This window comes from Microbispora cellulosiformans (genome assembly GCF_008728085.1).
In the GTDB taxonomy this organism is placed as follows: domain Bacteria; phylum Actinomycetota; class Actinomycetes; order Streptosporangiales; family Streptosporangiaceae; genus Microbispora; species Microbispora amethystogenes.
Map to the genome: position 1 here is coordinate 1 of NZ_VYTZ01000007.1, position 22,853 is coordinate 22,853.

The 22,853-nt window shown below is 69.0% G+C and carries 21 protein-coding genes, 2 tRNA genes, 1 rRNA gene and 1 riboswitch; of the genes, 13 read left to right on the forward strand and 11 right to left on the reverse strand.

Features of this window, described 5'->3' with window-relative positions; genetic code table 11:
* From F5972_RS19790 to F5972_RS19820, 7 genes are all read right to left on the reverse strand, one after another.
* Window positions 1-92, reverse strand: a 16S ribosomal RNA gene (locus tag F5972_RS19790); the annotation flags it as partial.
* Window positions 93-635: 543 nt separating this feature from the next.
* Window positions 636-3,224, reverse strand: coding sequence for a valine--tRNA ligase (locus F5972_RS19795; protein WP_150935091.1), 2,589 nt, complete (start codon window positions 3,222-3,224; stop codon window positions 636-638).
* Window positions 3,225-3,297: 73 nt separating this feature from the next.
* Window positions 3,298-4,581 (reverse strand): ATP-dependent Clp protease ATP-binding subunit ClpX, encoded by a 1,284-nt coding sequence (gene clpX / locus F5972_RS19800; RefSeq protein ID WP_150935092.1) that lies wholly within the window; start codon window positions 4,579-4,581, stop codon window positions 3,298-3,300.
* Between the two features lie 194 nt (window positions 4,582-4,775).
* Window positions 4,776-5,423 (reverse strand): ATP-dependent Clp protease proteolytic subunit, encoded by a 648-nt coding sequence (locus F5972_RS19805; protein WP_117410256.1) that lies wholly within the window; start codon window positions 5,421-5,423, stop codon window positions 4,776-4,778.
* Window positions 5,424-5,437: 14 nt separating this feature from the next.
* Window positions 5,438-6,082 carry a ClpP family protease gene (locus F5972_RS19810; protein ID WP_150935093.1) on the reverse strand — a complete coding sequence of 215 codons (645 nt, stop codon included), beginning with the start codon at window positions 6,080-6,082 and terminating at the stop codon, window positions 5,438-5,440.
* Between the two features lie 380 nt (window positions 6,083-6,462).
* Window positions 6,463-7,875 carry a trigger factor gene (gene tig, locus F5972_RS19815; protein WP_150935094.1) on the reverse strand — a complete coding sequence of 471 codons (1,413 nt, stop codon included), beginning with the start codon at window positions 7,873-7,875 and terminating at the stop codon, window positions 6,463-6,465.
* 203 nt (window positions 7,876-8,078) lie between these two features.
* A complete protein-coding gene (locus F5972_RS19820; RefSeq protein WP_150935095.1) occupies window positions 8,079-8,945 on the reverse strand; it encodes a helix-turn-helix domain-containing protein in 867 nt (288 codons plus the stop codon).
* A 275-nt stretch (window positions 8,946-9,220) separates the two neighbouring features.
* Here F5972_RS19820 and F5972_RS19825 point away from each other — a divergent pair, with 275 nt between their 5' ends.
* Window positions 9,221-9,700: an ATP-binding protein gene (locus F5972_RS19825; protein ID WP_150935096.1), complete on the forward strand. Its 480-nt coding sequence runs from the start codon at window positions 9,221-9,223 to the stop codon at window positions 9,698-9,700.
* A 210-nt stretch (window positions 9,701-9,910) separates the two neighbouring features.
* On the opposite strand, the gene F5972_RS19830 is transcribed toward F5972_RS19825, so the two are convergent.
* On the reverse strand, window positions 9,911-10,261 hold the full coding sequence (locus F5972_RS19830) for a winged helix-turn-helix transcriptional regulator (RefSeq protein WP_150935097.1): 351 nt from the start codon (window positions 10,259-10,261) through the stop codon (window positions 9,911-9,913).
* Window positions 10,262-10,311: 50 nt separating this feature from the next.
* Between F5972_RS19830 and F5972_RS19835 the strand changes: the two genes are divergently transcribed.
* The 3 genes from F5972_RS19835 to F5972_RS19845 all read left to right on the forward strand — a co-directional run bounded on the left by F5972_RS19835 (window position 10,312) and on the right by F5972_RS19845 (window position 13,542).
* Window positions 10,312-11,211: an NAD(P)-dependent oxidoreductase gene (locus F5972_RS19835; RefSeq protein ID WP_150935098.1), complete on the forward strand. Its 900-nt coding sequence runs from the start codon at window positions 10,312-10,314 to the stop codon at window positions 11,209-11,211.
* Between the two features lie 280 nt (window positions 11,212-11,491).
* Entirely contained in the window at window positions 11,492-11,878 is a 387-nt protein-coding gene (locus F5972_RS19840; RefSeq protein WP_150935099.1) for a hypothetical protein, read from the forward strand.
* 203 nt (window positions 11,879-12,081) lie between these two features.
* Window positions 12,082-13,542 (forward strand): serine hydrolase domain-containing protein, encoded by a 1,461-nt coding sequence (locus F5972_RS19845; protein WP_191910226.1) that lies wholly within the window; start codon window positions 12,082-12,084, stop codon window positions 13,540-13,542.
* 32 nt (window positions 13,543-13,574) lie between these two features.
* Here the strand turns inward: F5972_RS19845 and F5972_RS19850 are convergent, their stop codons facing one another.
* Complete coding sequence (locus F5972_RS19850) at window positions 13,575-13,841, reverse strand: hypothetical protein (protein ID WP_225311669.1); 267 nt, start codon at window positions 13,839-13,841, stop codon at window positions 13,575-13,577.
* A 553-nt stretch (window positions 13,842-14,394) separates the two neighbouring features.
* On the opposite strand from F5972_RS19850, the gene F5972_RS19855 reads away from it, so the two are divergent.
* On the forward strand, window positions 14,395-14,631 hold the full coding sequence (locus F5972_RS19855; RefSeq protein ID WP_150935101.1) for a hypothetical protein: 237 nt from the start codon (window positions 14,395-14,397) through the stop codon (window positions 14,629-14,631).
* A 95-nt stretch (window positions 14,632-14,726) separates the two neighbouring features.
* Here the strand turns inward: F5972_RS19855 and F5972_RS19860 are convergent.
* A tRNA-Gly gene (locus F5972_RS19860) sits at window positions 14,727-14,797 on the reverse strand.
* A 90-nt stretch (window positions 14,798-14,887) separates the two neighbouring features.
* Between F5972_RS19860 and F5972_RS19865 the strand changes: the two genes are divergently transcribed.
* Together F5972_RS19865 and F5972_RS19870 are read left to right on the forward strand one after the other, a co-directional pair.
* Window positions 14,888-14,964, forward strand: a tRNA-Pro gene (locus F5972_RS19865).
* Between the two features lie 115 nt (window positions 14,965-15,079).
* A complete protein-coding gene (locus F5972_RS19870) occupies window positions 15,080-15,493 on the forward strand; it encodes an SRPBCC family protein (RefSeq protein ID WP_150935102.1) in 414 nt (137 codons plus the stop codon).
* A gap of 5 nt (window positions 15,494-15,498) precedes the next feature.
* Here the strand turns inward: F5972_RS19870 and F5972_RS19875 are convergent, their stop codons facing one another.
* The gene (locus F5972_RS19875; protein ID WP_150935103.1) at window positions 15,499-15,891 is read right to left on the reverse strand and encodes a VOC family protein; all 393 of its coding nucleotides are present in this window, start codon (window positions 15,889-15,891) and stop codon (window positions 15,499-15,501) included.
* Window positions 15,892-15,941: 50 nt separating this feature from the next.
* Here F5972_RS19875 and F5972_RS19880 point away from each other — a divergent pair, with 50 nt between their 5' ends.
* The 6 genes from F5972_RS19880 to galT all read left to right on the forward strand — a co-directional run bounded on the left by F5972_RS19880 (window position 15,942) and on the right by galT (window position 22,629).
* The gene (locus F5972_RS19880) at window positions 15,942-16,439 is read left to right on the forward strand and encodes a DUF2087 domain-containing protein (RefSeq protein WP_150935104.1); all 498 of its coding nucleotides are present in this window, start codon (window positions 15,942-15,944) and stop codon (window positions 16,437-16,439) included.
* 64 nt (window positions 16,440-16,503) lie between these two features.
* On the forward strand, window positions 16,504-17,862 hold the full coding sequence (locus F5972_RS19885) for a TrpB-like pyridoxal phosphate-dependent enzyme (RefSeq protein ID WP_150935105.1): 1,359 nt from the start codon (window positions 16,504-16,506) through the stop codon (window positions 17,860-17,862).
* 200 nt (window positions 17,863-18,062) lie between these two features.
* Window positions 18,063-19,796 (forward strand): ATP-binding SpoIIE family protein phosphatase, encoded by a 1,734-nt coding sequence (locus F5972_RS19890; protein WP_225311670.1) that lies wholly within the window; start codon window positions 18,063-18,065, stop codon window positions 19,794-19,796.
* An 86-nt stretch (window positions 19,797-19,882) separates the two neighbouring features.
* Complete coding sequence (locus F5972_RS19895; RefSeq protein WP_150935106.1) at window positions 19,883-20,449, forward strand: TIGR03086 family metal-binding protein; 567 nt, start codon at window positions 19,883-19,885, stop codon at window positions 20,447-20,449.
* Window positions 20,450-20,696: 247 nt separating this feature from the next.
* Window positions 20,697-21,503, forward strand: a complete 807-nt coding sequence (locus F5972_RS19900) for a DeoR/GlpR family DNA-binding transcription regulator (protein ID WP_150935107.1) — start codon at window positions 20,697-20,699, stop codon at window positions 21,501-21,503.
* Between the two features lie 67 nt (window positions 21,504-21,570).
* Window positions 21,571-22,629, forward strand: a complete 1,059-nt coding sequence (gene galT, locus F5972_RS19905; RefSeq protein ID WP_150935108.1) for a galactose-1-phosphate uridylyltransferase — start codon at window positions 21,571-21,573, stop codon at window positions 22,627-22,629.
* 72 nt (window positions 22,630-22,701) lie between these two features.
* Window positions 22,702-22,840, forward strand: a riboswitch (cyclic di-AMP (ydaO/yuaA leader).
* Window positions 22,841-22,853 lie beyond the last annotated feature (13 nt).

Consider the following 22,853-nt stretch of genomic DNA (forward strand, 5'->3'; position numbering starts at 1 on the left):
CTCGAGTACCCCGAAGGGCCTTTCCGCTCGACTTGCATGTGTTAAGCACGCCGCCAGCGTTCGTCCTGAGCCAGGATCAAACTCTCCAAACAATGTCTGAAAAGTGAACCCCTGGCCGGCACCCCCCAGCTAAGAAAGGGCACCGTCAAAGGAATCCGCCACCAACAACGGTGACGGGGTCATGCATGATTCATGCACTGGCTTTTAGCACACTGTTGAGTTCTCAAGAAACGGACGCGACCACCATCACCCAAGACCCTTGAACCAGGTCCCGAACTCCGGGGCGTTTTCCGTTGTGCCTTTATTCTGTCCGGTCTCGTTATTCGTGTCAAATCGAGGCGATTTGCATTGAATTCCGATTTCCGGCCGAGAATTCCGGCCACCCCGTCTCCGGGGCAACCCCTCGAACTTACCTGATCCGCGACATCCCGTCGAATCGCAACGAGATGACCCGAGATCGGGTGAGAGGAAGGGAGTGCAGAGAGCCTAACAGCCGGATCCCCTTCGGGTATTCCGACTCGCCGACTCCCTGCGCGTGCACAAAGACTAGCACCCGCCAGGGTATGCCGAGCACAACTTGCGCAACTTCACAGTCCTGCCCTGCCTCTGGCACTCCCAAACCTCATCTGCCGCAGCTATCCCTGCAGCGCGGTGAGCTGGGCCTCCAGACGGGAGATGTCCTCCGCGGCCTGCTCAGCACGCCGGCGCACCTTGGCCACCACGTCCTCGGGCGCCTTCGCCATGAACTGCTCGTTGCCCAGCTTCGCGGAGACCTGAGCCTGCTCCTTGCGTGCCACGGCGAGGTCCTTCTCCAGGCGCTTACGCTCCGCGGCGACGTCGATGGCTCCGGCCGTGTCGATCTCCACGAGGACCGTGCCGACGGTGAGACGGGCCGTGGGAGTGAAGGTCTCCGACGGTTCGTCCAGGCGCAGCAGGACGCGGACCGCGCCCTCGTGGGCGGCGAGAGCCGTACCCGGCAAGGAGAGCCGTGCGGCCACCCGCTGGCCGGGCTTCAGACCTTGGTCGGAGCGGAACCTGCGCACCTCGGTCACCAGGTTCTGCAACGCGACGATCTCCTGCTCGGCCGCGGGGTCGAGCAACTCGGGCGAGACGGCGGGCCAGGGCGCGACGACGATGGACTCTCCCCCGGTCAGCGCCCGCCACAGCTCCTCCGTCACGAAGGGCACCAGCGGGTGGAGCAGCCGGAGCAGCGCGTCAAGGACATGGCCGAGCACCCGCTTGGTGTTCTCGGCCACCGCCCCGCCCTCGGCGAACTGCACCTTGGCCAGTTCGACGTACCAGTCGAAGACCTCGTCCCAGGCGAAGTGGTAGAGCGCGTCGGACACCTTGGCGAACTCGAAGTCCTCGAAGGCCGCGTCGATGGTCGTGACGACCCGCTGCAACCGCGACAGGATCCAGCGGTCGGCCGGGGTGAGGTCGCCGGGCAGGCCGTCGGAGACGGCGCCGTTCATCAGGGCGAAGCGGGTGGCGTTCCAGATCTTGTTGCAGAAGTTGCGCGATCCGGCCGCCCAGTCCTCGCTGATCGCCACGTCGGAGCCGGGGTTCGCGCCGCGTAGCAGGGTGAACCGCGTGGCGTCCGCGCCGTAGCGCTCGATCCAGTCGAGCGGGTCGACGACGTTGCCAAACGACTTCGACATCTTCTTGCCGAACTGGTCGCGCACCATGCCGTGCAGCGCCACCGTGCGGAACGGCGGCTGACCGTCCATCGCGTACAGCCCGAACATCATCATCCGGGCGACCCAGAAGAAGAGGATGTCGTAGCCGGTGACGAGCACGGTCGTCGGATAGAAGCGGGCCAGTTCAGGCGTCTCGTCGGGCCAGCCGAGCGTGGAGAACGGCCACAGGCCGGAGGAGAACCACGTGTCCAGGACGTCCTGGTCCTGCTCGTAACCGGCGGGCGGCTCCTGGTCGGGCCCCACACAGACCATGTCGCCGTCCGGGCCGTACCAGACCGGGATGCGGTGACCCCACCACAGCTGCCGCGAGATGCACCAGTCGTGCATGTCGTCGACCCAGTCGAAGTAGCGCTTGGCCAGCTCCGGCGGGTGGATCCGGGTGCGACCGTCGCGCACCGCGTCACCGGCGGCCTTGGCCAGCGGCGTGACGTTGACGAACCACTGCAGGGACAGCCGCGGCTCGACCACGGTCTTGCAGCGGGAGCAGTGACCCACCGAATGGACGTACGGCCGCTTCTCGGCCACGATCCGGCCCTGCTCGCGCAGCGCGGCGACCACGGCCGGCCGCGCCTCGAACCGGTCGAGGCCCTGGAACGGCCCGTGGGCGGTGATGACGCCGCGCTCGTCCATGACGACGAGCGACTCCAGCGAGTGGCGGCGGCCGATCTCGAAGTCGTTGGGGTCGTGGGCGGGGGTGACCTTGACCGCACCGGTGCCGAAGGCGGGGTCCACGTGCTCGTCGGCGACGATCGGGATGCGCCGGCCGGTCAGCGGGACCTCGACGTGCTTGCCGATGAGATGCGCGTATCGCTCGTCGGCGGGGTGGACGGCCACCGCGGTGTCGCCGAGCATGGTCTCCGCCCGGGTGGTGGCGACGACGATCTCCTCGTCACCGGAGCCGTAGCGGATGGAGACGAGCTCGCCGTCGTCGTCGCTGTGCTCGACCTCGATGTCCGACAGCGCGGTGAGGCAGCGCGGGCACCAGTTGATGATCCGCTCGGCGCGGTAGATGAGCCCGTCGTCGAACAGCTTCTTGAAGATCGTCTGGACGGCGCGGGAGAGGCCCTCGTCCATCGTGAACCGCTCGCGGGACCAGTCGACGCCGTCGCCGAGTTTCGTCATCTGGCCGAGGATCCGCCCGCCGGATTCCTCCTTCCACTGCCAGACGCGCTCGACGAACGCCTCCCGGCCGAAGTCGTGGCGGGACAGGCCCTCCTTGGCGATCTCTCGCTCCACGACGTTCTGCGTCGCGATGCCGGCGTGGTCCATGCCGGGAAGCCACAGCGACTCCATGCCCCGCATGCGGGCCCGCCGGGTCAGCGCGTCCTGGACCGAGTGGTCGAGCGCATGACCCACGTGCAGCGACCCGGTGACGTTCGGCGGGGGCAGCACGATGGTGTACGGCTCGCGCCCACTGCCCGGGTCGGCGGTGAAGTAGCCCGCCGATACCCAGCGCTCGTAGCTCCGGGTCTCGACTTCGGCGGGGGCGTACTGGGTGGGCAGCTCAGACGTAGTCACGCTGCCCAATTCTAGGGAGGTCCGGACGCCTCCCGCGCCGTCGCCGCACACCCTGTGGACAATGGCCGGCGACGGCCGGGGGTCAGGCCGACTTCTCCCGCGGCGTGCGCTGCTGCTTGGCCTGCAGCTGGTCGCGCGGCACGAGGGTCGGGTTCACGTGCTCCAGCACGGCCTCGCGGGTGATGACGACGCGGGCCACGTCCTGCCGGGAGGGGACCTCGTACATCACCGACTGGAGGACCTCCTCCAGGATGGCGCGCAGGCCGCGGGCGCCGGTGCCGCGCAGGATCGCCTGGTCGGCGATCGCCTCCAGCGCGTCGTCGGTGAACTCGAGCTCGACGTTGTCCAGCTCCAGCAGGCGCCGGTACTGCTTCACGAGCGCGTTCCGCGGCTCGGTGAGGATCTGGATCAGCGCGCTCCGGTCGAGGTTGTGCACCGAGGTGATCACCGGCAGCCGGCCGACGAACTCGGGGATCATGCCGAACTTCAGCAGGTCCTCCGGCATGACGTCGGAGAAGATGTCCGAGGAGTCCATCTCCTCCTTGGAGTGGATGATCGCGTTGAAGCCGATGCCCTTCCGGCCGACCCGCGACTCTATGATCTTCTCCAGTCCGGCGAACGCGCCGCCGCAGATGAACAGCACGTTCGTGGTGTCGATCTGGATGAACTCCTGGTGGGGGTGCTTGCGGCCGCCCTGCGGCGGCACGCTGGCGGTGGTCCCTTCCAGGATCTTCAGCAGTGCCTGCTGCACGCCCTCGCCCGACACGTCCCGGGTGATCGACGGGTTCTCGCTCTTGCGGGCTATCTTGTCGACCTCGTCGATGTAGATGATCCCGGTCTCGGCCTTCTTGACGTCGTAGTCGGCGGCCTGGATGAGCTTGAGGAGGATGTTCTCCACGTCCTCACCGACGTAGCCCGCCTCGGTCAGCGCGGTGGCGTCCGCGATCGCGAACGGCACGTTGAGCATCTTGGCGAGGGTCTGCGCCAGCAGGGTCTTGCCCGACCCGGTGGGACCGAGCAGCAGGATGTTCGACTTGGCCAGCTCCAGGCCGTCGTCGCGACCCCGCTCCCCGGACTGGACGCGCTTGTAGTGGTTGTAGACCGCGACCGACAGCGCTTTCTTGGCCTTGTCCTGGCCGATGACGTACGCGTCGAGGAACTCGTAGATCTCACGCGGCTTGGGGAGGTTGTCCCACTTGAGCTCGGAGGACTCCGAGAGCTCCTCCTCGATGATCTCGTTGCAGAGATCGATGCACTCATCGCAGATGTATACGCCTGGTCCGGCGATGAGCTTCTTGACCTGCTTCTGGCTCTTGCCGCAGAACGAGCACTTCAGCAGGTCTCCCCCGTCGCCGATGCGTGCCACCCCAGATACTCCTTTGCGTGGGACCGCCCCTGCCGCCGCGGTCGCTTCCGTCCGCAACCGATGGTGATCCGGTGCGAAAACGTCATCCCGCTCAGGTTTCGACGTTACCGTCTCTCGGGCCCTCAGTGAGCCCCCTAGCGGTGAGTCGCACCGGAACGTGCCCAAATGGGCACTGTTCCGGTGCGGCAACTCCCTCAGGAAGCGGCGACCGCCGCCGCACGCTTCTTCCGCGACGGAATGATGTCGTCCACCAGACCGTACGCCTTCGCCTCCTCGGCGCTGAGGATCTTGTCGCGCTCGATGTCCCTGCGGACCTCGTCGGGCGACTTGCCCGAGTGCTTGGCCACGAGGTCCTCGAGCAGCGACCGCATACGCAGGATCTCACGAGCCTGGATCTCGATGTCGCTGCCCTGACCGCCGCCCTCGGTGTAGGGCTGGTGGATCAGGACCCGGGCGTTCGGCAGCGCGAACCGCTTGCCCGGCGTGCCGCCGGCCAGCAGGATCGCCGCGGCCGAGGCCGCCTGCCCCAGGCAGACCGTCTGGATCTCGGGCCGGACGAACTGCATGGTGTCGTAGATCGCCGTCATCGCGGTGAACGAGCCGCCCGGCGAGTTGATGTACATGCTGATGTCGCGGTCCGGGTCCAGCGACTCCAGCGTGAGCAGCTGCGCCATCACGTCGTTCGCCGAGGCGTCGTCGATCTGGACCCCGAGGAAGATGATGCGGTCCTCGAACAGCTTGTTGTAGGGGTTCATCTCCTTGACGCCGTACGACGTGCGTTCGACGAAGGAGGGAAGAACGTAGCGGCCGTTGATGTCACCCGGCCGGATCAGCTCACTCATCTCGGAAGCTCCAGTCACGAGACGGCGCCCTCGGAGGGCACCTGGCGGGCGCTGCGCACCACGTGGTCGATGAAGCCGTAGTCCTTGGCCTCCTCGGCCGTGAACCAGCGGTCCCGGTCGGAGTCGCGCTCGATCTGGTCGAGCGGCTGGCCGGTGTGAGAGGCGATCCGCTCCGCGAGCGTCTTCTTCACATAGAGCATCTGCTCGGCCTGGATCGCGATGTCGGCCGCGGTGCCCCCGATGCCGCCCGAGGGCTGGTGCATCATGATGCGGGCGTGCGGGAGCGCGTACCGCTTGCCGCGGGCGCCCGCGCAGAGCAGGAACTGCCCCATCGAGGCGGCCAGGCCCATGGCGACCGTGCACACGTCGTTCGGCACATACTCCATCATGTCGTAAATCGCCATGCCCGCGGTCACGGAACCGCCGGGGGAGTTGATGTACATCCAGATGTCGCGGTTGGGGTCGTCGGCGGCGAGGAGCAGGAGCTCAGCGCACAGCCGGTTGGCCACCTCGTCGTTCACCTGGGTGCCGAGCACCACGATGCGCTCGCGCAGCAGGCGCTGGTAGAGCTGATCCTCGAGGCGGGAGGGGCCACCCTCCGGGCTCCGGGCCTCGAAGCCGGAACCACCGGTCGGGAAGAAGGTCGGCGGGCTGGTCACAGCGTCACCTTCCGATGCGTCGTAAACGATTGGCTTTGCTTGTGACCTTAACGCGCGGCGCAGACAGGTCATGCCCTCGCGCCGTACTGTTCGCTGACGGCGCATGCCCCGCCCCCGATCGGCGGACGATCGAGCCCCGATCGGCCCGCGCCCGCGTTCTCCGCCCCCGCCGTGCCTGACAGCGCGGCGGCGGGCCCGCCGGTCCGCCTGGGGTTCCAGTGGTACGGCCGCTCGACGGCACGCCGACGTGGAAATATTTAAAGGGATTTGCCGCGAATATAGCCGGAAACCCTCGTCACGCCCGCGGGCACGACGAGGGTTCCGGCGTCATCCCGGCCGTACGGCCGGAGGAACGTCCCGGCCGGTGTGGCCGGAGGAGCTCAGCTCTCCTTGACCTCGTCGGCGGCCGGAGCGTCGGCGGGCTCGTCGCCCTCCTGCGCCTCCTCCACGCCCACGGCCTCCTGCTCGGGGTTGAGCTCGGCGTAGATGGCCTTGAGGTCCACCTCGTTGCCGTCGGTGTCGGTCACCTTGGCCGCGTCGCCGATGAGGGTCTTGGCCTTCTCCCGCACGATCTCCATCATCGCCAGCGGAAGCTGGTTGTTGTCGGCGAGGTGCTGGGCCAGCGTGTTCGGCGCGACGCCCATCTGCATGGCACGGCGGACCACGAAGTCGGTGAGCTCCTGCTCGCTGACGCCGATGTCCTCAGCCTTGACGATCTTGTCGAGCACGAAGCCGGACTTGAGGGCCTTGGCGGCGTTCGCCTCGTACTCGGCGAACAGCTCCTCCTCGGTGGTCTGCTGGAGACGGAGGTACGCCTCGCGGCTCAGACCACTCTCGGAGATCTGGTGCTCAAGGTTGTGCTTGCGCGCGTCGATCTCGGCGGTGAGCGCGCTCTCCGGCAGCGGGATCTCGATCCGGTCGAGCAGCGCCTCAAGGGCCTTCTCGCGGCTCTGCACGACCTGGTCGACGAGCTTGTTGCGGCGGGCCTGCTCGCGGATGCTGTCCTTCAGCTCGTCGAGCGTGTCGAACTCGCTGGCGAGCTGCGCGAACTCGTCGTCCAGCTCGGGCAGCACCTTCTCCTTCACCGACTTGACCGTGATGATCACGTCGGCCTCCTCGCCGGCGTTCTCACCGCCGACCAGAGTGGTGCGGAAGGTCTTGTCCTCGCCGGCCGCCATGCCCTGCAGCGCGTCGTCCAGGCCCTGGAGGACCGAGCCGGCGCCGACCTCGTACGACACGTCGGCGGCCTGCTGCTCGTCCAGGTTGCGGCCGTCGATCTCGGCACGCAGGTCCATCACGACGTAGTCGCCGTTCTGGGCCGGGCGGTCCACCCCGGTCAGGGTGGCGAAGCGCTGGCGCAGGCCGTCCAGCTGGGCGTCGACGTCCTCGTCGCTCACCACGGCCGGGTCGACCACGATCTCGGCGCCCTCGTAGCCGGGGATGTCGAAGGCGGGACGGACGTCCACCTCGGCGGTGAACTCGACCTGCTCACCATCCTCGATCTTGGTGACCTCGATCTCCGGCTGGCTCACCGGGAAGACCTCGGTCTCATCGACGGCCTGGCCGTACAGCTTGGGCAGTGCGTCGTTCAGGGTCTCCTCGAGAACCACCGCGCGGCCGAAGCGCTGCTCGATGATCCGGGCCGGCACCTTGCCAGGACGGAAGCCGGGCACGCGCACCTGCTGCGCGACCTTCTTGTAGGCGGCCTGCAGGCTCGGCTCGAGCTCCTTGAACGGCACCTCGACGGTGAGCTTGACCCGAGTAGGGCTGAGCTCCTCGACAGCGGTCTTCACGGGGTGATCTCCTTGGTCCAGCAGCTGGTGATCGCGGGCACGTCGTGCACGGCAACCGCGGCACAGTAACGCGCGCCGCGCCCACGTGAGGGGCGCAGGGACCTCCCTCTCCGCCTGCACGCGACCTGTCCGGGCATGCTCGACTGTGGCGGGTGTCCAACGCCAAGGGCAGTCTAGAGCAGATGAGGGGCTGGAGCGACTGATCAGAGCTCGGTCATGATCTGCCGCAGCAGGTCCACCGTCTCGGCGGGGGTCGTGCTGACCGCGCAGAGGCGCTCCATGACCCCGGTATAACGGTCCACTTCTTCCCGTTTGTCCAGGTAGAGAGCGCTCGCAAGCTGCTCGACGTACACGATGTCGGGCAGGTCCTGATCGGAGAACCGCAGGATGCTGAAAGCGCCGCCCTCCGCGGCGTGTCCGCCGAAGCTGAACGGAATCACCTGGATCGTGATGTTGGGCTGGTTCATCAGGTCGATGAGGTGCTGGACCTGACCCCGCATGACCTCGGTGCCGCCGATCGGGCGGCGCAGCGCGGCCTCGTCGATCACCGCCCAGAACGTCGGCGCGTTGCCGCCGTCGAGGATGCGCTGACGCTGCAGCCGCAGGTCCACCCGCCGGGCGATCTCCTCCGGCGCCGCCCCGACCGCACCCGCCGTGATCACGGCACGCGCGTATTCCTTGGTCTGCAGCAGACCGGGGACGAACTGCACCTCGTAGGTGCGGATGCGCTCGGCCGCCTCCTCCAGGCCCACGTACGCCTGGAACCAGGTCGGCAGCAGGTCGTTGAAGCGGTGCCACCAGCCGGGCTCGTTGGCCTGGTCGACCAGGTTCATGACGACGTCGCGCGTCTCGTCGTCCTCCACGCCGTACAGGACGAGAAGGTCGGTGACGTCACGCTCCTTGAAACCGACCCGGCCCAGCTCCATCCGGCTGATCTTCGACTCGGACGCGCGGATGCAGCGGCCGGCCTGGTCACGGCTGATTCCCTTGCTCTCGCGGAGCTTGCGGAGCTGGGAGCCGAGCAGGATGCGCAGTGCCGTCGGACCCGATCCAGCCTGGATCTGTATCACGGCGCCTCCCTCTCACCTCGGCTCTGTGTGCCGCCAAGGGACGACCCGCACGACACCCCCAGCCCACACAGTGTCACCACTTCGGGCCTCGATGACAAGGTCTGATCTACGTGTCTCTGAGGGTGGGAACGTTTGGCGTGTGCGTTTGCACGTGACGACTGCACGTGCATTTGGGTCTTGCAGCAGTGGGACGGGGTGTTCCATCATGTCTAGGTGCATATTGGGCCAAATATGCACCAGCCCTCGATCCAGGCCAGCGGGAGGTACGGGCAACCATGTCGGACGAGCCCAAATCCGTCGGCCAGCTGACCCGCGACGTGGGATTCGGCTGGTTCCGGAGGGCGGTGTGCGCGTCCGATACGGCGATGTGCCCCCTTGCCCCGCAAGCCGATTCGGTCAAGACCGCGCGCGACGTCACGAGGACGACCCTGCAGCGGTGGGGGCTGCCGGAGCTGGGTGACGACGCGGCGCTGGTCGTGAGCGAACTGGTCACGAACGCTGTTCGTTACGCGCTGTATCCGGCGCGGCGGACGACCGGCCACCCGATAACGCTGACGCTCCTCCGCCTCGCGCCCCACGTCCTGCTCGCCGTCTCCGACCCGAGTGACGAGGCCCCCGCTCCCGTGCAGCCCGACTTCGTCTCCGAGCACGGCCGCGGCCTCTACATCGTGGAGACCTACAGCCAGGCCTGGGGCTGGGACGCCCTCGACGACGGCGGCAAGGCCGTCTGGGCCCTCTTCCGGGCCGGCGACTGACCTCCCGCCCGGACCTCCGGTCACCGATTCGGCGTGGGATGCCCGAGACAGCGGATCGTACGGACGCCCCGCGGGGGCAGGGCACAACTCGTATCACCGCTGTAGCCACCTTTTTGTGGGTACTTGGCAGCCGGGCCGGGACAGCCTGATGCTTGCTCGTGGCAGTCGCAGGACCGCCGGACACGAGCAGGACGAGGAGGGCGGCGCAGGCTACGAGTCCGCTTGGGACTCGCTCAGTTTCTCCAGGCGGCGGTGACCCCAGTCGGAAAGAGGCGCCAGCGCCTCCGAGAGCTCGCGGCCGAACGCGGTCAGTGAGTACACCGTCTTCAGCGGCCGTACATCGTGCACCTCGCGATGGACGAGCCCGTCGGCCTCCATCTCCCGCAGTGTCTGGGTCAGCACCTTTTCCGTGAGACCCGGCAGTCGCCTGCGCAGCTCACCGGGGCGGTGCGGCCGGGACTCCAGGAGCCAGAGCAGGATCGTCTTCCACTTGCCGTCGATCACAGCGATCGCGGCGGTCACCCCGCACACGTTCGCGTCCCGGGCGCGGCTGCGCGTCATCTTCCACCCCTATCACCAGGTTCGTCTTGGTCTCAGCAGGAGTTGAATCATTGATCTCGCACACCCGACAGTCTGCCGTCACCGTGCTGGGCCTGGGGCCGATGGGCCGGGCGCTGGCCGGCGCCTTCCTGGACGCCGGGCTGCCCACGACGGTCTGGAACCGGACCCCGGGCAAGGACCGGGAGCTGGTCGAGCGGGGCGCGTCCGGCGCCCGGTCACCCGAGGAGGCGGTCGCGGCGAGCGGCGTCACCGTGATCTGCGTGGTGAACTACGACGCGGTGGACGCGATCATCCGGGGTGACGCGGTCGCCCGCGCGCTCAAGGGACGCACGATCGTGAACCTGACCGCCGACACCCCCGCCCGTGCCCGGAACACCGGAGCCTGGGCGGCCGGGCGCGGCATCGGGTATCTGGACGGCGCCGTGATGACACCGGCCCCGACCATCGGAACCCCCGCCGCGGTGTTCCTCCACAGCGGCCCGGAGGAGCTCTACCGGGAGCACAGGCCGGTGCTGGACAAGCTGGGTGGCACCCATACCCACCTCGGCGAGGACATCGGCAGGGCCGCGGCGTTCGACGTCGCCCTGCTCGACATCTTCTGGACCGCGATGGCGGGGTACGCGCACGCGCTCGCCGTGGCGAGGGCGGAGGGAGTCACCGGGCGAGAGCTGGCGCCGTTCGCGAAGGGAATCGGCGCCGTCCTGCCGCCGATATTCGAGCAGGGCGCGGTGGACATGGACCACGGCAGGTTCCCCGGCGAGGTCAATCCGATCACCTCGGCGGTGTCGTCCATGGCCCATGTCGTCCACGTGTCCGAGTCGCACGGCATCGACGCGGGGGTGATGCGCGCGGCCGAAGGTCTCGCCCGCCGGGTCATCGGCCGTGGCCACGGCACGGACGGGTTCCTCCGGGTCACCGAGCTGTTGAACCCCCGAGGATTCGAGCGCTGACCTCGATCACCGGGCCCGCCGGCGGCCCGTCTCGCACCGCGTCCCGGTGCGCCCGGCGTGTTACCGGTCTAGGCTTCATCCGATCGACGGGGCGTGAGCGTACAGGGATCTCCGGATCACCCGTGCACCCGGTGTGAGGGGACGGCGCGACCTGGTGGCGCGCCCGCTTCGAGCAGGAAGTCGCAGGTTCAGATCCTTCCCCCCGGCCAGCGCTCCCGGGCAGAGGCCGTCAGGCGCCTTCACTGTCAGGCGGCGTGGCGACGTTCCGCGAGGAGGACGCGTGGCAGCGGCACGAGTACTGGTGGTCGGTCTCGATCCGGCCAAGCTTGAGGACTGGGATCCGGAACCGATACTGGCCGGGATCGCACGCGGCCGGGCCCGTTTCGACGACCACGGCGTCGAGGCCGACTGGTGCCTGCTGGCACTGGACGACGACACCGAAGCGGTGGTCGTGGAGGCGCTGCGCCGTGACGACTACGCCGTCGTGGTGATCGGGGGCGGCATCCGCAGGCACGAGCCGCTGCTCGGGTTCTTCGAGAAACTGATCAACCTGGTGCGGCGGCATCTGCCCGACGCCGCCATCGCCTTCAACAACAGCCCCGAGGACTGCCTCGACGCGGCGCTGCGCTGGCTGCCCCGAAACCCCGGCGACGCCGGGCGGCTCTGACGAAACAGCTCCCGCAAAACACATTCATATGCGGAGGGAAAACCGCACCGGCCGCCGTTTGTGACGCCCGCCGGAGGGAGAACAAGCCCCCAGAGAAATGGCCCGTCAGGCATTCCCGACGAGAATCGCTCGATTCAACGACATGTCGGAATTCCGGGACATTGGCACCTTTCCTGGGGGAGAAAATGCTCAAGCGTCCAAATATGGTCGGGTTCCTTGCGATCCTCTCCGCGCTGACCGGCGGGGCCGCGCCTTTGGGCACTCCCGCCATCGCCGCGGACGCCGTCGCGACCGGCCCGCACCCCGGCGTACGCGACCATGGCAGAGCGCACGATCGCAATCACAACCGGCAGCACAACAGGCAGCGTCAGTGGGAGTACGAGCGGCAGCGCCAGCAGTTGCTCCGCGACATCACGCTCGCCGTCACACCGGCGCAGAAGGGCGGTACGGATTCGCGGGCCATGCCGTACAACTGGCAGAACTCGGACGCGGTCGCGAATTCCGCCGGCGACCAGTACGCCCTGTCGGACGCCGTGAACCAGCCGGACCAGAATTCGGGCGCATCGGTCAGCGGCCTTACAGACGAATCGATTCAGAAATCGGACCCCCTGGCCACGTCGCCCGCGCCGCGTGATGACGCCACCAGCGCGGCGATGCTGGCGTATCTGCGGGATCTGGCCGCGAGAAAGCAGTTCACCGGGTCGGCGCTGGTGGTGCGGCGCGGCGAGGTGCTCGCGCGTTTCGCCGCCGGCGAGGCCGACGAGGCCAGGCACATCCCCAACCGGCCGGACACGGTCTACCGGGTCATGTCGATCACCAAGCAGTTCACGTCGATGCTCGTGCTGAAACTGCGCGACCGCGGGCTGCTCGGGCTGGACGACCGGGTCTGCCCGTATCTCGTCCCGGCATACATCGAGGCCTGCCCGGCAGCATGGCGGCCCATCACGATCCGCGAGGCGCTCAACCACACCACGGGCATCCCCAACATCGAGAAGCTGCCCAGCTACCTTGCCAACATCACGCGACCGACCACGACCCGGCGACTCATCCAGCAGATCGTGGACCTCCCGCTGGACTTCGAGCCCGGCACCAGTTGGAAGTACAGCAACTCCGGCTACGTCCTGGCCGGCGCGATCATCCAGGCGGTGACGCACGAGCCCTACGGCGTCGTACTGCACAAGCTGATCACCGGCCCCCTGAACCTCCGGCACACCGGTTACAGCAGGGGATATCCGCCCGACGGGTACGCGAAGGGTTACTACACGCTCGGATCACCGGCTCCGCTCCTCAACGGCTCCGAACTGTTCGCCGCGACCGGCATCTACTCCACCATCGACGACCTCGCCCGCTGGGACCGGGCGTTCGGCTCGTACCGGGTCGCGCCACCCGCCACGGTCAAGCAGGCGTTCACGCCACAGGCGCCGTGCCCGTCCACCGGCTGCCTCAACCTGCCGTCGAGCGCGTACGCCTTCGGCTGGCTCGTCGACCGGCTCCAGGGGCACCGGCTCCGGTACCATCCGGGTCTCTTCCAGGGCTACACGGCGAGCAACATGTACCTGCCCGACGACGACATCGAGGTGGTCGTGCTCAGCAACGTCCAGAACACCGACACCGCCGGCATCGCCCGCCGTCTCGCCACGATGGCCCTCGACAGCCCCTGGTGACGCCATGCTCGGAGTGCTGCCCCAAGCAGCGATCAGATCGAAGCCTCGTCGGCCGGGGAGGGCACGGCGCACGCGCGGAGGACCATGAGCGAGTCCTCCACGGCCGCCACCATGGCGAAGGGAAAGCGGTCGAGTTCAAGACAGAGTGCGACGTCGTCAGGATGGGCTCCTTGCCGTACGCCCTCCGTGAGCTCGGCGGCGGCGCGTGACTCGCCGGCGCGGCGGAGGAACTCGGCTGCGTCCGCCGCAGCCCCGGTGGCTCGAAGCAGGGCGGCGCCCACCGCAAATAGCGTGCACACCCGCGCGCTCCTGCGGACCGCTCTGGACCCTATCCGGTAAGATTTTTCGACCGAATATGTCAACATAATCACAGAGAGTAGATGGCAGGAGGTGCGGTAGCGGGCAGGCAGCGCCGCCGTAGAGATCTCGGTACGCGGACGCACACGCCTCCCCTGCCACTACGAACCTGGCTCTTGCTCCTGGCGATCACCCTGGGGTCGGAGTGCCCCCGCCGGAGGCTCTTGCTTTTCTTCTCGCTGTTCGATGACGGCCAGGACAAGCGCGCCAAGCATCAAGCCGATGCCGACCAGGGCGAAAACGATGGGCCGTCCAGGGGCGTATCTTCCGGCGCTGCCTGCGGCTTGGCACCCACCGATGAGAAGCGCGAGTGAACCCAGTATCAGAAAAATTCGGGGGCCAAACATGGTGAGCGACTGTAAGCCATGACGGCGGAAGGCCACCAGACGGAAGCGGAGCGACCGGCGCTGATACGACGCACCCGAAGTACCGCGGAGCAGTTGGGCCGCCGGCGCTCCGGACACTCCCGAGCGCGAGGTCATCCCGCTTACCAAGGTGGTCGAGATCCTCGACGTGATCCCAAGGAGGTATCGGGCACTGGTGCTCCTGGCGACCTTCACGACCCTGAGATGGGGCGGTGCCGGCCTCAAGGAGCCGACAGCACGCATGGGCCACTCGTCCACTCAGGCCGCGCTGATCTACCTGCACGCCACGAAGGACGGGGACCAGGCCATCGCGAAAGCCCTCGGGCAGGCGTTCAAGGCGGCGGCCGAAACCAAGATCGAAGCGTGAAATGGCACGTGTGCGGCACGGAAGATCAAAGACAGTTCTCTGAGATCGCGAAGGCCAGGCTCCCCGTATGGGGTGACCTGGCCTTTCGTGGTGAGAGCGGACGACGGGAATCGAACCCGCGTAGCCAGTTTGGAAGACTGGGGCTCTACCATTGAGCTACGTCCGCGCGCGCCCGGCGTTCATCTGGTCTAGACTTCATCCGGTCGTCAGGGCGTAAGCGTACCGGAGTCTCGGAGCGCTCGCGCAACCGGCGAGACGGGGCGTGGCGCAGCTTGGTAGCGCGCTTGCTTTGGGAGCAAGAAGTCGCAGGTTCAAATCCTGTCGCCCCGACCAGCACCACACGACGAGAAGGCCGCCTCCGATCATCGGAGGCGGCCTTCTCCGGCTTCGGAGGCCGGTGTCGTGGCTGCTTCGATCAGGACGAGTCGTCGGAAAGGACCCCCGCCGCATGGCCTCCGTTCGTCATGAGATCGTGATCGCCGCCTCCCCCGAGCAGATCTGGGACGTCCTGCGCGATGTCGGCGCCGTGCACGAGCGCCTGCTGCCGGGCCGCGTCACCGGCACCCGGATCGAGGGCGACCAGCGGTTCCTGACCTTTCCCGACGGGCACGTGGTCCGCGAACTGGTCATCGGGATCGACGACGAGGCCCGCCGCCTCGCCTACTGCGTGGTCGAGGGCGCGCGGCCGCCGGTGGAGTTCCACCACGCCACGTTCGAGGTCCGGTCCGAGGGCGACGGGTCGGGCCGGCTGATCTGGATCACCGACGTCCTGCCGCACACGCGTGCGGCCGACATCCGGATCCGCATGGAACGCGGCGCGACGGAGATGAAGCAGGCGATCGAGGCCGCCGCGCACGGCTGACCCGTTCACTCCTCCTCGACGTACGGGTGGGTGAGGAACTCGATGGCGTGGCCGTCGGGGTCGTCCACGTACACCCCGCGGCCGTGGTGGCGGTGGTTGATCCGCTGGGGCTCCTGGTGGTGCGGGCCGCCCCAGTACGGCAGGCCCCGGTCGCCGATCCGGGCGAAGATCTCGTCGAACTCGTCCTCCGAGACGAGGAAGGCCAGGTGCTGGAGGACGATCCGGTCCCGGCCGACGATCGAGTCGGCGAAGTCGATCGTCACGCCGTTGGCGACTCTGACCGTGGCGAACGGCCCGAACGAGCCGGGCCCCGGCTCACCGAGCAGGCCGGTGAGGAAGCGGGCGGAGGCGAAGCGATCGGTGCTGTGCACGATCGTGTGATCCAGTCGAGCGGGCACGGCGCCCTCCATGTTTCCGAAGGTACTCATCGGTCCCATACCGTGGACGGATGATCGACAAGCGCATTCCCCGCGTGCTCGGGCTGCTCGGCCAGGAGGACACGCTGCGGGTTCTCTCCGGCCTCGTCCTCCGTCCCGGGGAACCCCTCGGCCAGGTGACCGGGCTCGGCCCGGACGAGGTCGCCCGGGCGCTCGGCCGGTTGGAGCGGGGCGGTCTCGCCGTACGGGACGGGGACGGGTGGCGGGCGCGGCCGGAGGCCTTCCGCGACCTGCTCCGCGCGGTGCCCGCCGAGCCGGCGGGCCCGCTGGACGCGTTCCTGGTCGACGGGCGGCTCGTCTCCATACCGACGAAGCGGGCAAAGCGGCTGATGGTGCTCGACTACGTCTCCCAGGTCTTCGAGGTGGGCACGCGGTATCCGGAGAAGGAGGTCGACGTGGCGCTGCGGGCGTTCCACGACGACCACGCCGCATTGCGCCGCTATCTGGTGGACGAGGGATTCCTCACCCGGGAGGACGGCGTCTACTGGCGCTCGGGCGGCACCGTCTGACCAGGTCCGGCCATATCGGCGGGCGCCCTTCCCCGACCGGCCCGCCACGCGGAGACTGGGAGACATGGGCGAGCCGACCAGGGTCCTTCTCGACGAGTCCCGGATTCCCCGGAACTGGTACAACCTCGTCCCCGATCTCCCCTCCCCTCCTCCCCCGGTGCTCCACCCGGCCACCCTCCGGCCGGTCGGCCCCGACGACCTCGCGCCGCTCTTCCCGGCGGAACTGATCGGGCAGGAAGTCTCCGGCGAGCGGTTCGTCCCCATTCCGGATGAGGTGCTCGACGTGTACCGCCTGTGGCGGCCCACTCCCCTCATCCGCGCCCGCCGCCTGGAGCGACGGCTCGGCACGCCCGCCCGGATCTACTACAAGTACGAGGGCGGCAGCCCGTCAGGGTCGCACAAGCCGAACACCGCGGTCCCGCAGGCCTACTACAACGCGCGGGAGGGCGTGCGGAGGCTGACCACCGAGACCGGCGCGGGCCAGTGGGGCTCGGCCCTGGCGTTCGCCTGCGGCCAGTTCGGCCTGGCGTGCGAGATCTGGATGGTCCGGGCGTCGTACGACCAGAAGCCCTACCGCCGTACGCTCATGCGCGTCCACGGCGCGACGCTGCACGCCAGCCCGTCGGCGGTGACCACCGCGGGGGCCAGGATCCTGGCGGAGGACCCGGACTGCACGGGATCGCTGGGCATCGCGATCAGCGAGGCCGTCGAGGTCGCCGGCCTGCACGACGACACGCGGTACGCCCTGGGCTCGGTGCTCAACCACGTCCTGATGCACCAGACCGTGATCGGCGAGGAGGCGCTGGAGCAACTGGCCGTCCTCGGCGAGACTCCCGACGTGGTCATCGGCTGCACCGGCGGCGGCTCCAACTTCGCCGGGCTGGCCTTCCCGTTCCTGCGGGAGAAGCTCGCGGGGCGGATGGACCCGGTGCTGCGCGCCGTGGAGCCCGCCGCCTGCCCGTCCCTGACCCGGGGCACGTACGCCTACGACTTCGGCGACACGGCGGGGTTCACGCCGCTGATGAAGATGCACACGCTGGGCCACACGTTCGTGCCGGACCCCATCCACGCCGGCGGGCTGCGCTACCACGGCATGTCGCCGCTGCTGTCGCACGCGTACGAACTGGGTCTGGTGGAGGCCGTGGCGGTGACGCAGACCGACTGCTTCGACGCGGGCGTCCGCTTCGCCCGGGCCGAGGGGGTCCTGCCGGCTCCCGAACCGGCCCACGCGGTGGCCGCGACCATCGCGGAGGCACTGAGGTGCGCCGAGTCGGGCGAGGAGAAGGTCATCGTGATGTCCCTGTGCGGGCACGGCCATTTCGACCTGGCCGCGTACGAGCGTCACCTCGCCGGCCGGCTGGAGGACTTCACGCTCCCGCAGGAGCGGATCGACACGGCCCTCGCGCACCTGCCTCCTGTCTGATGATGGCCCCCTGTCTGAAGAGGGTGCGCTGGCTGATGTGACGCGTGCTCACTGATATCCGTTTCGTCCATTGACCGCGGGGTACGGCTGCGCCATCGCGCTGCGGTATCGGTCAAAGCACTCATGCCAAACGGCTGAAATGCGCGGTATCAGCTCCATACGATTCTGGGACACCATCCGCTCTCGCCGGAGTATTCGTTTTGAACCGGAACTGCGTGATCAAGGGCCCCGCCCCGGCGGACCGGGGGCAGTGGCGGCGCAGCGGCGCCGCGTCCGCCCACGAACGGCTGGCGTTCCTGAACGAGGCGAGCCGCCGGATCGGCAGCACCCTCGACCTCGAGGAGACGAGCCGGGAACTCGTGGACGTGGCCGTCCCGAGGTTCTCCGACACGGCGGCCGTGATGCTCCAGGACCGCCTCATCTCCGAGGGCGAACTGTCGTCCCGCCCGGTGGACGGGACGACACTCGTACGCCGGATGGCGATGGGCGTGGCCGGCGCGGACGCGGACGCCTGGGTGAACGCCTTCCCCGTGGACGAGGTGGCGGTCTACCCGGCGATCCTGCCGCAGGCGCAGTGCATGGCGAGCGGCAAGCCGCTGATGTATCCGGCCATGGACAAGGAGAGCGCCCGGCTCATCGGCGCGACCTTCGGCCGGGAGGACGCGGTCGCCGCCCTGCTGACCGACGGCTCGTTCCTCACCGTGCCCCTGCGGGCCCGGGGACGGGTGCTCGGATGCGTGGTCTTCACCAGGAGGGCGGGCGCGCCGCCGTTCGAGGAGCAGGACGTCGTGGTGGCCGAGGATCTCGCCGCCCGCACCGCCGTGTGCGTCGACAACGCGCGGCTCTACACCACCGAGCGCCGGACCGCGCTGACCCTGCAGAGCAGCCTGCTGCCCGCCGAGCTGCCGCAGCCGCTCGGCATGGACATCGCCTCGCGCTATCTTCCGGCGAGCGACCTGATGGGCGTCGGCGGGGACTGGTACGACGTGATCACCCTCCCCGGGTGCCGTACGGCCCTGGTGGTGGGCGACGTCATGGGCCACGGCACGAGGGCCGCGGCGACGATGGGCCAGCTCCGCACCGCGGCGCGCACGCTGGCGAGCCTCGACCTGCCGCCCGACGAGGTGCTGTTCCGGCTCAACCTGATGAGCCAGGACCTCGATCCGACCCAGATCGCCACGTGCATCTACGCCGTCTACGACCCGGTGACGCGCGGCTGCGCGCTCGCCCGCGCCGGGCACGTGCCGCCGATCCTGCTGCATCCCGACCGGTCGACCGAGATCATCGAGCTGCCGTCGGGCCTGCCCCTCGGCATCGGCAGCGACCCGCTGGAGATGCGCGAGCTGATCCTGCCGGCCGGGAGCGTGCTCGCCTTCTACACCGACGGCCTCGTGGAGAGCCGCGAGCGGGACCTGGACGCCGGGATCATGGGGTTGCGCCGCCTGCTCGCCGGGCCCGTCGAGGACCTCGACGACATGTGCGACGACATCATCAGCAGCCAGCGGGCGAGCCACGAGCGCGACGACATCGCCCTGCTGGTGGCCCGGGTGCGTGAGCTCGACCCGGACGAGGTGGCGACCTTCCCCCTGCCCGCCGACCCCCGGTTCGTCTCCCAGGCCCGCCGGTTCGTCCGGGGCACGCTCGCCGCCTGGGGGCTGACCAGCCTGGTGGACAGCACCCAGCTCATCGTCAGCGAACTGGTCACCAACGCGCTCAAGCACGGCTGGCCGCCGATCGAGCTGCGGCTGCTGCGCTGCCGCACGCTGGTGGTCGAGGTCGCAGACGGCTCCGCCTCCACCCCCGCCCCACGTACGGCGACCCCCGACGAGGACACCGGCCGCGGCCTCCAGCTGATCAAGCGCTTCGCCTATCGCTGGGGGACCCGGCCCACCCCGTACGGCAAGATCGTCTGGGTCGAGCAGCATCTTCCGTGACCGGTCGCCCCTCGCGGGCGGGCGGGCGCGACTGATCGTCGGGAGGAGTTACGGTCGAATCGGGGAGCTCGCGGCGAGGAGGGGACATGATCGACATCCGGGACGCGTACCGAAGGGCGCTGGACGGTTTCGGCGACCGCCTCCATCTCGTCCGCCCCGGACAGTGGGACCTGCCGACGCCCTGCGTCGACTGGGACGTCCGGGGGCTGGTGAACCACCTGGTGGCCGAGAACCTGTGGGCCCCCGAACTGCTGTCGGGCCGTACGGCCGCCGAGGTGGGCGACGCGTTCGAGGGCGACGTGCTCGGCGACGACCCGGTGAAGGCGTTCGAGGCGTCCGCGCAGGGCGCCGTCCAGGCGGTGTACGCCGAGGGCGCCCTCACGAGCGTGGCTCACCTGTCCTTCGGCGACGTGCCGGGCGAGGAGTACATCACCGAGTTGTTCGCGGACGCGCTGATCCACACGTGGGACCTCGCGCGCGCCGTCGGCGGGCCGGAACGGCTCGACCCCGACCTGGTCGCGTCCTGCGCCGAATGGTTCGCCAAGGCGTGGGACGGCTACCGCGAGGCGGGGGTGATCGGGGACGAGCGGGACGTCCCGGCCGGCGCCGACCAGCAGACCCGGCTGCTCGCCGCGTGGGGCAGAAACCCCTGAGGCGAACGCCCGGACGACCCCGGAACCGGGTTACCGGCCCGTGGGGCGCTTGCCGTGGTTGGCCTTCTTCTTCCTGCGGGCCTTCGACTTGCGTGCGCGTCTGCCCATCGCGGCCGCCTTCCCTGGAGTACGGCTTTCGCCCACTGTCCTCCCGCGGGCGGGCGGCGGCAAGTACCCGCACCCCAACTCAACACTCCTGAACGTAAGCCTGGCATGATTTGGTGGAATCTGTTGACGGGAGTGGTGGATGCTGGCCCAGCAACGGCAGCAGGCGATCCTGGAGAGGGTGCGCAGGTCCGGCGGGGTGCGGGTCGCGCAACTCGTGCGTGAGCTCGGGGTGTCGGACATGACGATCCGCCGCGACCTTGAGGTCCTGGCGGAGCGCGGCCTGATCGTCAAGGTGCACGGCGGGGCCACCGCCACCGGCACCGGCTCCACCGAGGAGCCGGGCTTCGCGGCCAAGTCGATGCGGCAGCAGGCCGAGAAGGAGGCCGTCGCCCGCCGCGCGGCCCCGCTCGTGCCGCCGGGAAGCTCCGTCGCGCTCTCGGCCGGGACGACGACCTGGACGCTGGCCCACCACCTGGTGGACGTGCCCGAGCTGACCGTGATCACCAACTCCGTCCAGGTGGCCGACGTCTTCCACCGGGCGGGACGCCCCGACCAGACCGTGGTGCTCGTGGGCGGCGTGCGGACGCCGTCCGACGCGCTGGTCGGCCCGGTCGCGGTCGCGGCCGTCCGCTCCCTGAACGTCGACACCCTCATGCTCGGCGTGCACGGGATGAGCGTCCGGGCCGGTTTCACCACCCCCAACCTGCTGGAGGCGGAGACCGACCGCGCCCTGATCGCGGCCGCCCAGCGGCTCGTCGTCCTGGCCGACCACACCAAGTGGGGGACGATCGGCATCAGCACGATCGCGGCGCTCGGCGAGGCCGACGTGGTCGTGAGCGACGCGGGCCTGCCCGAGGAGGCCCGCGCCGTGCTGTCGGAGCAGGCCGGCGAGCTTCTCCTCGCCGATCCGTCCGGTGAGGCGTCCCTGGAGACCGCCTCCCTGTGACAGACACTCCCCGACGGCACACCCGCAGTGATGCCGCGAAAGAGCACTGTGAAGCTGGAGATCCACCGTGAAGCGCACCATCGCCCATCTGGCCGACGGCCGGGAGCTGATCTACTTCGACCGCCGCGACGACGCCGACCACGCCGCCGCCGACCCGCGGGATCTGCCCGCGCGCCCTCTCGCGTCCGAGTTGCGGCACGACCCGCTCATGGACGAGTGGGTGGCCGTCGCCCGGCACCGCCAGACCCGCACCCACCTGCCGTCCGCCCAGGAGTGCCCGCTCTGCCCCGGGCATCCCGGCTCGGAGATCCCCTCGCCGTACGAGGTGGCGGTGTTCGAGAACCGCTTCCCGTCGTTCAGCTTCAACACCGGCGCGTACGAGCAGGTGGGCGGGCTGAGCGAGGTGCGGCCGGGGATCGGGCGCTGCGAGGTCGTCTGCTTCACCTCCGACCACGACGCCTCCTTCAGCTCGCTCGGCGACGAGCGGGCCGTGCTGGTCGTCGAGGCGTGGGCCGACCGCACGGCCGAACTGTCCGCGCTGCCCGGCGTGGAGCAAGTCTTCTGCTTCGAGAACCGCGGCGCCGAGATCGGCATCACGCTGCCGCACCCGCATGGGCAGATCTACGCCTATCCGTACGTCACGCCGCGTACCCGGCAGATGCTGGACACCGCCGCCCGGCACCGCGGCGGCAACCTGTTCGCGGACGTCCTCGCGGCCGAGCGGAGGGGGCCCCGCGTGGTCGCCGCCAACGAGCACTGGACGGCCTTCGTCCCGGCCGCCGCCCGGTATCCGTTCGAGGTGCACCTCTACCCGCACCGCCGGGTGCCGGACATCCCGGCGCTGTCGCAGGAGGAGCGGGCCGCCTTCGCGCCGCTGTACATCGACGTGCTGCGCCGCCTCGACGGGCTGTTCGGCGTCGTCATGCCGTACGTCGCGGCCTGGCACCAGGCGCCGGTCACCTACCGGCGGGATCTGGCCTACCTCCACCTCCAGCTCTTCACGATCCGGCGGACGGCGGACAAGCTGAAGTATCTCGCCGGATCGGAGTCGGCGATGGGCGCCTTCGTCAACGACGTGCTCCCGGAGGAGGCGGCCCGCATGCTGCGTGAGGTGGTAACGGACTGATCTCCGTACGGTTGCGACTTGGGGTGGCAGTCGCCTTTTCTTTACCACTAGTATCCCTGGCACCACCGGTCACAGCCGGTGCCGCCTAATCCCGGGCGCCTCGCCCGGGAGCCGGGGACCCGTTCACGCCTCTGGGGTAAAGGCACGTCGCTGCCCGGGCTCCTCCAGCCCGCACCCGTCAGCTAACCCGGTCGGCAGATGGAGAGGAGTGGGCTCTGCCCCGC